Source organism: Streptomyces sp. WI03-4A, from assembly GCF_033792105.1.
Taxonomy (GTDB): Bacteria; Actinomycetota; Actinomycetes; order Streptomycetales; family Streptomycetaceae; genus Streptomyces; species Streptomyces collinus_A.
Genome location: NZ_JARAUO010000037.1, coordinates 88096 through 97262, shown reverse-complemented (window position 1 = coordinate 97262; position 9167 = coordinate 88096). Strand labels below are relative to the sequence as shown.

Here is a 9167-nt window from a genome sequence, read left to right as displayed (position 1 = left end):
GCCGGCCGGCCGCTCCGGGCGCGCCGGGGCGTCCGTGGCGGGCGGGGCGGGCGCGGCCAGCGGGCTCGGCCGGCGCCAAGCGGGTCCTGTCGGACCGTGGGGCCAGCGCCCCCGCAACGTGCCCGAGACAACCTCGGGGACAGCCGCACCCGCCTTTGCCCGAGCCGACCTTGGGGGTAGCCGCGCCCGCAGCCCGCCCGAGCCGCCCTCGAGGGAACCCACACCCGCAGCGTGCCCAAGCCGGCCGCGACGCTCAGCCATGCCTCACCGTGCCGTAGCGCGCCCCGCGGTCAGCGCACCCGCCGCGTATCGCCGCCGGCCCCGGGGTCACCCCATGCGCCGGTCGCAGCACGGCCACGAGGGCAGCTCCCCACCGCGTCGCAGCCGCCCGCGCGATCAGCGCACCCCCGACTGCCCGAGGACCACGCGATCAGCGCACCCTCAGCCCGCCCCAGGAGCCACAGGGTCGGCGCAGTCGCTGCGTCTCGCAGCGGCTGCGGGGGCGCTCCTCCCGCTCGCCGCGGCGAACCGCGGCCGTCAGCCCTCCCGGTGCTCCGCGAAGAGGTCCACCGCCTCGCGGACCTCCGACAGCGCGCGGGACAGGGCGCTGACCGAGCCGATCGCTCCGGCGATCAGTAACAGGGACCTGCGCAGGCGGGGGGTCTCGGGCGGGCCGCCGGCGGCCATCGCGGCCAGGGCGGCGAGTTCGTCCTCGGCTATGCCGCGGTCGGGGAACTCCGCCGGGTGCGCGGCGAGTTCGCGGCGCAGGCGGGCCACCGCGGTGCGCAGTCCCGCCACTCTCGGGTCCTCGTCGCTGTCGGCCACCGGCCTCTGTCCCAAGCTCCGCAACACAGCCCTCCCCCTCGCACGCCCTCGTGCGCGGGTCAGTTAACGCCAACCGAGTGCCGGAGCGCCACCGCGCGGACCGAAATTCAGCCCAAGGAAACCGGCCGGGACCGGCCGCGTCAGGTATGCAGGAGACATGGACACCCGAGACCACGACCCTCGTGCGGAGATCGCCGGTCTGCTGCTCGCCGCGGGCGGCGGCAGAAGGCTCGGCGGACGCCCCAAGGCGCTGCTGGAACACCGGGGGCGGCCCCTGGTCGAACACGCGGTGGGCGTGCTGCGCGCGGCGGGATGCGCCCGGATCCACGTCGTGCTGGGGGCGCGGGCGGACGACGTCCGCGAGCGCGCCGACCTGGCCGGGTGCGTGCTGGTCGACAACCCCGGCTGGGCCGACGGCATGGGCTCCTCGCTGCGCGCCGGGCTCGGCTCGCTGGCCGGCACCGGCGCGCGGGCCGCGCTGGTGAGCCTGGTCGACCAGCCCGGCATCGGGCCACGGGCGGTGGCCCGGGTGCTGGCCGCCCACGAGGACGAGACCTCGCTGGTCTCGGCGGCCTACGCCGGGGTGCGCGGGCATCCGGTCCTGTTCGGCGCGGCGCACTGGACGGGCATCGCGGCGGCCGCCACCGGGGACCGCGGTGCGCGCGCCTACCTCGAGGAGCACGCGGCACGGGTCAGGCTCGTGGAGTGCGCGGACGTGGCGGAGCCGTACGACATCGACACCGAAGCCGACCTGGTCCACCTTGAGTGAGCGGGGTGGCACGGGGCGCCACCTTGCCTCGACTCAGAGAATCTCGACATCAACAAACCATTGAAGTTCCACAATGAGGAAACTACTATCCACTGTTCAGAAGCGCCCGGCCGCACAACGGGCGTCGTTCGCCCCATTCGTGCCACCTGGCACCCGGTGCCACCGCTGAAGGAAGTGACAGCTCATGTCCGCACCAGCGCCGTCCCCGCTGGCCATCGTCGACGCCGAGCCCCTGCCCCGGCAGGAGGAGGTCCTCACCGAAGCGGCGCTCGCCTTCGTGGCGGAGCTGCACCGGCGGTTCACCCCGCGCCGTGACGAACTCCTCGCCCGCCGTGCCGAGCGCCGCGCCGAGATCGCCCGCACCTCCACGCTCGACTTCCTCCCGGAGACGGCCGCCGTGCGCGCGGACGACTCCTGGAAGGTCGCCCCGGCCCCGGCCGCGCTGAACGACCGGCGCGTCGAGATCACCGGCCCCACCGACCGCAAGATGACCATCAACGCTCTCAACTCCGGCGCGAAGGTCTGGCTCGCCGACTTCGAGGACGCCTCCGCGCCCACCTGGGAGAACGTCGTCCTCGGCCAGGTCAACCTGAGCGACGCCTTCACCCGGAACATCGACTTCACCGACGAGCGCACCGGCAAGACCTACGCGCTGCACCCGGCCGAGGAGCTGGCGACCGTCGTCATGCGCCCGCGCGGCTGGCACCTGAACGAGCGCCACCTCACCGACGCCGACGGCACCCCGGTCCCCGGCGCCCTGGTCGACTTCGGCCTGTACTTCTTCCACAACGCCCAGCGGCTGCTCGACCTCGGCAAGGGCCCGTACTTCTACCTGCCGAAGACCGAGTCGCACCTGGAGGCCCGGCTGTGGAACGACGTGTTCGTCTTCGCCCAGGACCATGTCGGCATCCCCCAGGGCACCGTCCGCGCCACCGTCCTGATCGAGACGATCACGGCCGCGTACGAGATGGAGGAGATCCTCTACGAACTCCGCGACCACGCCGCGGGTCTGAACGCCGGCCGCTGGGACTACCTGTTCTCCATCGTGAAGAACTTCCGAGACGGCGGCCCCAGGTTCGTCCTCCCGGACCGCAACGCGGTGACGATGACCGCCCCGTTCATGCGGGCGTACACCGAACTCCTCGTGCGTACCTGCCACAAGCGCGGCGCGCACGCCATCGGCGGCATGGCGGCCTTCATCCCCTCGCGGCGCGACGCCGAGGTCAACAAGGTGGCCTTCGAGAAGGTCCGCGCCGACAAGGACCGCGAGGCCGGCGACGGTTTCGACGGTTCCTGGGTCGCCCACCCCGACCTGGTGCCGATCGCCATGGAGTCCTTCGACCGGGTCCTCGGCGACAAGCCCAACCAGAAGGACCGGCTGCGCGAGGACGTGCACGTCGAGGCGGCCGACCTGATCGCCGTCGACTCGCTCGACGCGAAGCCGACGTACGCCGGTCTCGTCAACGCCGTGCAGGTCGGCATCCGTTACATCGAGGCGTGGCTGCGCGGGCTCGGCGCGGTCGCCATCTTCAACCTGATGGAGGACGCGGCCACCGCCGAGATCTCCCGCTCCCAGATCTGGCAGTGGATCAACGCGGGCGTCGAGTTCGAGAACGGCGACCGGGCCACCCCGGAGCTGGCCCGCAAGGTGGCCGCCGAGGAACTGGACGCCATCCGCAAGGAGATCGGCGAGGAGGCCTTCGCGGCCGGCCACTGGCAGCAGGCCCACGACCTGCTCCTCCAGGTCTCCCTCGACGAGGACTACGCCGACTTCCTGACGCTGCCGGCGTACGAGCAGCTCAAGGGCTGAGCCCCGGCGGTACGGCGGGCGGCTCCGGGACACCTCCCGGGGCCGCCCGTCCGCGTTCACCCCAGATGCGCCGACCAGTCCTGTTCCGCGGCCGGCTTGCCGTGCAGGTCGGGGACGCGCTTGAGCCAGGCCGGGCGGCCAGCCTGGCTCTGCGCCGCGCGGGCGGCCTCCTCGGCCGCGAGCTCGGCACCGGTCGGGAAGTCGGTGGGAAGCCACTGCGGCGAGAGCTTGACACGGGCCAGCAGATAGGCGACGTAGGCGTCCCGGACGTCGTCCGGGCTCGCGAACCCGGCGTCCTCGGCCAGCCAGGCGTCCGGGACCTCGGCGACGATCGCGCGCAGCAGGTCCCCGGTCACCCGCGGGGCGAGCTCGGCGTCGGCGGCGCGTGTGTCCGGGCCGTAGCGGCCGAGGGCGTGGTGCCGGAAGTCGTAGCGCTTGCCCGGGGTGGTGGTGTCCCAGCGGTGGTGGAAGACGAGGGCGGCGCCGTGGTCGATCAGCCACAGCCGCGGGGGCACCGTCCCGAGGGTGGGCCAGACCATCAGGTTGGAGCTGTGCACGGTGCGGTCCACGTTGACCGTGAGCGCGTCCAGCCACACGATCCGGCCCGCCTCCACGGGGTCGACGGCGAACGACCGCGCGATCTCCGGGGTGAAGTCCGCGGCGCCCGGGAGGAGATCCATGCCGAGGTTCACGCCGGCGCTCGCGCCGTGCAGGTCACGGACCTCCTGGTGCGGCTCGGCGTCGGCGATCCCCGGGTCGAAGTGGACCAGCACCAGTTCGGGGAAGCGCAGTCCGAGCGCACGGGCCAGTTCCCCGACGATGATCTCGGCGACCAGCGCCTTGTGCCCCTGCGCCGAGCCGGTGAACTTCACGACGTACGTGCCGAGGTCGTCGGCCTCGACGACGCCGGGGACGGAGCCGCCGGAGTGCAGGGGCGCCACGTACCGGGTCGCGGTGACCTCTCTCAGCATGTCCAGGCTTCCGTTGCTTCCGGTTCCGGCGAGAAGGCGAACATAGTAACCCAGCGTAATCATCTTTACGTGGCGAGGATGCCGGGCAGACGCTCCCGGACGCAGTCGCCCGGTCGAGCAGTGAAGGTGAGAACATCCGCACCATGGACAAGACGGACGGTGGCACGGCCCGATGGTGGGCGGCGCTGCGCCGGACCCCCGTGGCCGTCTGGAACGACGACGTGACGGACTGGGCCGCCGCCCTGACGTACTACGCGGTACTCGCCCTGTTCCCGGTGCTGTTGGTGATCCTCTCGATCATCGGCCTGACCGTCCCCACGGCGAAACCCGAGGTCATCGACCGCCTGTCGCAGGCCGCCCCGGTGGCCTCCCGCGCCCTGCTGCGCGGCGCCCTGCGGCAGACGGCCGGGCAGTCGTCGACGGCGTGGACGCTCGTCTTCCTCGGTGCGGCGGGGGCCCTGTGGTCGGGTTCCAGCTATCTGAGCGTCTTCCGCCGGGCGCTGCACTCCATGCACCGGGTCAGCTCGCACCGGCCGGTCTGGCGCACCGCTCCGCGCATCCTCGCCACCGCGCTCGTCCTGATCGGCCTGCTGCTCACGACCACGCTCGCGCTGTTCCTCACCGGCGCCCTGACCCGGCGGCTGAGCCGGGTGCTGCACCTGGGCACCGGGCCGCAGGCCGCCTGGGACGCCCTGCGGTGGCCCGTCATGGCCGCGGTCGCCGTCGTCCTGGTGCTGGTCCTCTACCGCTCGGGCCCGGTGTCCTCCCGCCCCGTCGGGCGGATGGCGCCGGGCGGCGCGCTGGCGGTGGTCCTGCTGCTGGCCGTCTCGCTCGGGTTCACCGTCTACACCTCACGGGTCGGCGCGTACGACCGGCTGTACGGCTCGCTGGCGGGCGTGGTCGTCTTCCTCATCTGGCTGTGGCTGTCCAACCTGGCGCTGCTGGTCGGCGCCCAGTTCAACGCGGAACTGGCCGGTGCCGGCACGGGAGACGCCGCGCGCCGCGCCGACGGGGACGCGCTGGTCCCCGAGCGCCGGTGAGGTTCACGCGTGCGGTGCGCCGCGCCCCGCGGTCGTGGGACGGCCGGCCGCCTCCGTACGCCAGTCCAGGCGCAGCACGGCGAGGTCGTCGGTGTGGCGCTCCGCGTTGAGCGCGCGGGTGCGGGCGATGAGCTCGTCGAGGTGGGTGCCGGGATCGGGCGTGTCCAGGGTGTCGATGATGCCCAGCAGGCCGTCCACGCCGAGCCGGGCGCCCGTGCCGTCCACGAAGCCCTCGACGAGGCCGTCGGTGTAGGCGGTGAGCGCGCCTTCCGCGGGCAGCGCCAGGGTGGTGGCGGGCCAGGCGCCCAGTCCTGGTGCGATGCCCAGCGCGATGCCGTGGGCGGCGGCGACCTGCCGGGTGCCGTCGGGGGTGGTGATCAGGGGTTCGTGGTGGCCGGCCAGGTGCAGGGTGAGGGTGGCGGCCTCGGCGTCCAGGGTGATCAGGGTGCAGGTGGTGAACAGGTCGCTGCCCGCGCGCTCGGCGATGTGGATCTGTTCCAGGAGGCGCAGCAGGTGCTGGTCGCGGTGGCCGCCGAGGGTCAGCGCGCGCCAGGCGATGCGCAGGCAGACGCCGAGCGCGGCGGCGTCCGGACCGTGGCCGCTGACGTCCCCGATGACGGCGTGGACCTGGCCGTCGTCGGTCTGGACGACGTCGAGGAAGTCGCCGCCGAGCAGGGCCTGGGCCCGTCCTGGGTAGTAGCGGCTGGAGGCGGTGACGGAGGCGGAGGACAGCAGGGGTTCGGGCAGCAGCCCGCGTTCCAGGCGTGCGTTCTCCTCCGCGCGCAGGCGGCCGATCTGCAGGGCGGCGTTGGCGCGTTCGGCCTGCTTGCGCTGGACCGCGTAGCGGACGGCCCGCTGCATCAGTTCCGGTTCGACCTTGCCCTTGACGAGGTAGTCCTGGGCGCCGGCGGCGAGCGCGTCGACCCCGGCGCGTGGTTCGTCCAGACCGGTCAGCACGATGATGGCGGCGTGCGTGTCGCCCTGGACGGCGTGCACCGTCTCCACGCCCGACGCGTCCGGCAGGTGGAGGTCGAGCAGGACGCAGTCGACGTGACCCGCATCCAGGGCCCGGCGTGCCTCGGCCGCCGTGCGGCACCGTTTCAGGGAGTGCGGCAGGTCGGTGTCGAGGAGGAGTTCCTCGACCAGGAGCGCGTCCCCGTCGTCATCCTCCACGAGGAGCACGTCGTACCGCCCGTCCTGGCCCGCGGCCGGGGCGGTCACGCCTGTGTCTCCCGGTCCGGGGCCGCGGGCGCGGCCGCGAGGGCGGGGAGGGTGACGAGCACGCGGGTGCCGGTCCGGTAGCCGGGGTCGACGCCGATCGTGCCGCCGTGGAACTCGACGACCTTCTTGCACATGGCGAGGCCGATGCCGGTGCCCGGATAGGCGTCCTTGGTGTGCAGCCGCTGGAAGAGGACGAAGACCTTCTCCTGGAACTCCGGCGCGATCCCGATGCCGTTGTCGGTGACCGTGAAGCGCCAGGTGTCCCCGTCGCGCGCGGCGCCGACGTGGATGCGCGGCGGCCGGTCGGGGCTGCGGAACTTGATGGCGTTGGACAGCAGGTTCTGCCACAGCATGCCGAGCTGGGTCGGGTCCCCGACGACGGTGGGCAGGGCGTCGTGGGTGATGTCGGCGCCGGTCTCCTCGACGCTGACGCTGAGGTCGCCCAGCGTCCTGGTGAGCACCTTCTCCAGGTCCACGGTCTGCTGCTCGTTGTGGACGCGGCCGACCCGGGAGAAGGCCAGCAGGTCGTTGATGAGGTTCTGCATGCGGTTGGCGCCGTCGACGGCGAAGGCGATGTACTGGTCGGCCTTCGCGTCCAGCTGCCCGCCGTAGCGCCGTTGCAGCAGCTGGGTGAAGCTGGACACCTTGCGCAGCGGCTCCTGGAGGTCGTGCGAGGCGACGTAGGCGAACTGCTCCAGTTCGGCGTTGGACCGCTTCAGCTCCTCGGCCTGCTCGTCGAGCAGCCTGCGGGCGCCCTCGGTGAAGCGCAGTTCCTCCACCAGCCGCCGGCGCATGGAGTCCACGTCGGCGGCCAGCAGACGCAGGTCGGCGGGTCCGGTGCCGTCGAGGGAGCGGTCGAAGCGGCCCTGCGCGACCTCACGGGCGGCCGAGCCGAGCCGGGTGAGTGGGCCGGTGACGCCCCGGCGCAGAGCCTCGAAGACGAGCGCGGCCACCAGGAGGATGACGACCGCGATGACGGCGAACATCCAGTCCCGCAGGGTCGTGGCCCGCCGCAGCTCGCGCGTCGCCGCGGCCCGCTCGTCCCGCAGGTGGGCCTGCTGGCGTGCCATCGCGCGCCGCAGGGAGTCGAAGTCCGTCTTGCCCGCGTCGGCCCGCTGCGCGGCGATCTTCGCGGCCTCGCCGGGGGCGGCCGCGGCGACCGGCCCGGCTATGTGTGCGCGCCAGGCACCGGCGTACCGCTCCACGGCGGCCAGGTCGGCGAGCGCCCGGTCGTCCCCGCGGAGCAGGGGCCGCAGACGCCCGATCGCCTTCTTCTCGTCGGCCACGCCCCGCGCGTAGGGCTGGAGGAAGTCCGGCCGGCCCGAGACGCCGTAGCCGCGGATGCCGGTCTCCTGGTTGACCATGGCCGCTTCGATCCGGATCGACTCGATCAGCGCCGGGGAGCGCCGTTCGACCAGGGAGTCGGTGATCTGCGTGGTGCGCCACATCGCCCAGCCGCCCAGCGAGCCCAGCACCGCCAGGACGACGAGCGCGCCGGTCACCCCTGCGCGCAGCCAGCGGCGGGTCGTCCAGCCGGCGAAGGAGCCCGGGGTCTTCTGGGGACCGCTCGTCATCGTGGTGGAGCCTCTCCCTCGGCCGGCCGTCCTGCTTGCTTGCCATACGGCAAGCACACTGTACCCGCATCCCGACAACGCATGTTGTCCACATTCGTGGTCGGGCAGTACAGTGACGCCCATGCCAGGTCCGTCTCCCACTCCCCGCCCGAAGAGCGAGGATACGGCCGTACTGGTGGACCGCCTCGTGGACGAGGTCGCCCGGCGCCTGGCGCCGGAGATCCCCCGCCCGCCGGCGGAGCCCGCCGACAGTTCCCCCGAGTCCCGCGGATACGCCCTGCTGCGCCTGCGGGTCCTCACCGACGTCAGACGAGCCATCCGGCACCTGGAGGAGCAGGCCGCCCGCTCCGCCGCCGAGTGTGGAGCCGGATACCCCGAGATCGGCCAGGCAGTCGGCATGAGCCGGCAGGGAGCAAGGCGCCGCTGGCCCGGTCTGATCGGCAACGGCGCACACCACCCGACCCACCGCCCCCCATCCCGGAGCACCTGAATCATGGCTGCCGCCACCACCCGCCCCTATGACGTGCTCCTGGTCGAGGACGACGTCGCCGACGCGATGCTCATCCAGGACGCCCTGACCGAGCGCGGTGCCCGTAACCTCACCCAGGTCTCCGACGGCGTCGAGGCGCTGGAGTACCTGCGCGACCCGGCCAACGCGCGTCCCGACCTCATCGTGCTCGACCTGAACATGCCGCGCATGAACGGCCGCGAGTTCCTCGCCGTGGTCAAGGAGGACGCCGCACTGCGCACCATCCCGGTCGTCGTGCTGACCACCTCCGCCGCCCCCGACGACGTCACGGGCGCCTACCAGCACCACGCCAACGCCTACGTCACCAAGCCGGTCAACCTGGAGGAGTTCGAGGCGGCCGTCCGCAGCATCGACGCCTTCTACCTCGACGTCGCCGTCAAGCCGCCCAAGGAGTAGGTCCGGCGCGGCCCCGGGCGGCCCGCCGCCTC

Annotated in this window: 9 protein-coding genes; 5 read left to right on the top strand and 4 right to left on the bottom strand. The window is 73.0% G+C overall.

Annotation, left to right across the window (positions count from 1 at the left end; all coding sequences use genetic code 11):
• Positions 1–537: 537 nt before the first annotated feature.
• Positions 538–825, bottom strand: a complete 288-nt coding sequence (locus PV343_RS30150; protein WP_319150201.1) for a DUF5955 family protein — start codon at positions 823–825, stop codon at positions 538–540.
• Between the two features lie 157 nt (positions 826–982).
• Here PV343_RS30150 and PV343_RS30145 point away from each other — a divergent pair, with 157 nt between their 5' ends.
• Together PV343_RS30145 and aceB are read left to right on the top strand one after the other, a co-directional pair.
• Entirely contained in the window at positions 983–1594 is a 612-nt protein-coding gene (locus PV343_RS30145) for a nucleotidyltransferase family protein (protein WP_319150200.1), read from the top strand.
• A 184-nt stretch (positions 1595–1778) separates the two neighbouring features.
• The gene (gene aceB, locus PV343_RS30140; protein WP_319150199.1) at positions 1779–3404 is read left to right on the top strand and encodes a malate synthase A; all 1626 of its coding nucleotides are present in this window, start codon (positions 1779–1781) and stop codon (positions 3402–3404) included.
• Positions 3405–3460: 56 nt separating this feature from the next.
• Here aceB and PV343_RS30135 read toward each other — a convergent pair whose 3' ends face one another.
• Positions 3461–4375, bottom strand: coding sequence for a HipA family kinase (locus PV343_RS30135; protein WP_319150198.1), 915 nt, complete (start codon positions 4373–4375; stop codon positions 3461–3463).
• A 143-nt stretch (positions 4376–4518) separates the two neighbouring features.
• On the opposite strand from PV343_RS30135, the gene PV343_RS30130 reads away from it, so the two are divergent.
• A complete protein-coding gene (locus PV343_RS30130; protein ID WP_319150197.1) occupies positions 4519–5415 on the top strand; it encodes a YihY/virulence factor BrkB family protein in 897 nt (298 codons plus the stop codon).
• Positions 5416–5418: 3 nt separating this feature from the next.
• Here PV343_RS30130 and PV343_RS30125 read toward each other — a convergent pair whose 3' ends face one another.
• Together PV343_RS30125 and PV343_RS30120 are read right to left on the bottom strand one after the other, a co-directional pair.
• Positions 5419–6636, bottom strand: a complete 1218-nt coding sequence (locus PV343_RS30125; protein WP_319150196.1) for a fused response regulator/phosphatase — start codon at positions 6634–6636, stop codon at positions 5419–5421.
• Entirely contained in the window at positions 6633–8210 is a 1578-nt protein-coding gene (locus tag PV343_RS30120) for a sensor histidine kinase (protein ID WP_319150195.1), read from the bottom strand. Before PV343_RS30120 ends, PV343_RS30125 begins: the two co-directional genes overlap by 4 nt.
• Before the next feature lie 121 nt (positions 8211–8331).
• Between PV343_RS30120 and PV343_RS30115 the strand changes: the two genes are divergently transcribed.
• Both PV343_RS30115 and PV343_RS30110 read left to right on the top strand, forming a co-directional pair.
• Positions 8332–8700, top strand: a complete 369-nt coding sequence (locus PV343_RS30115) for a hypothetical protein (RefSeq protein ID WP_319150194.1) — start codon at positions 8332–8334, stop codon at positions 8698–8700.
• 3 nt (positions 8701–8703) lie between these two features.
• Positions 8704–9135, top strand: a complete 432-nt coding sequence (locus tag PV343_RS30110) for a response regulator (protein WP_319150193.1) — start codon at positions 8704–8706, stop codon at positions 9133–9135.
• Positions 9136–9167: the final 32 nt, after the last annotated feature.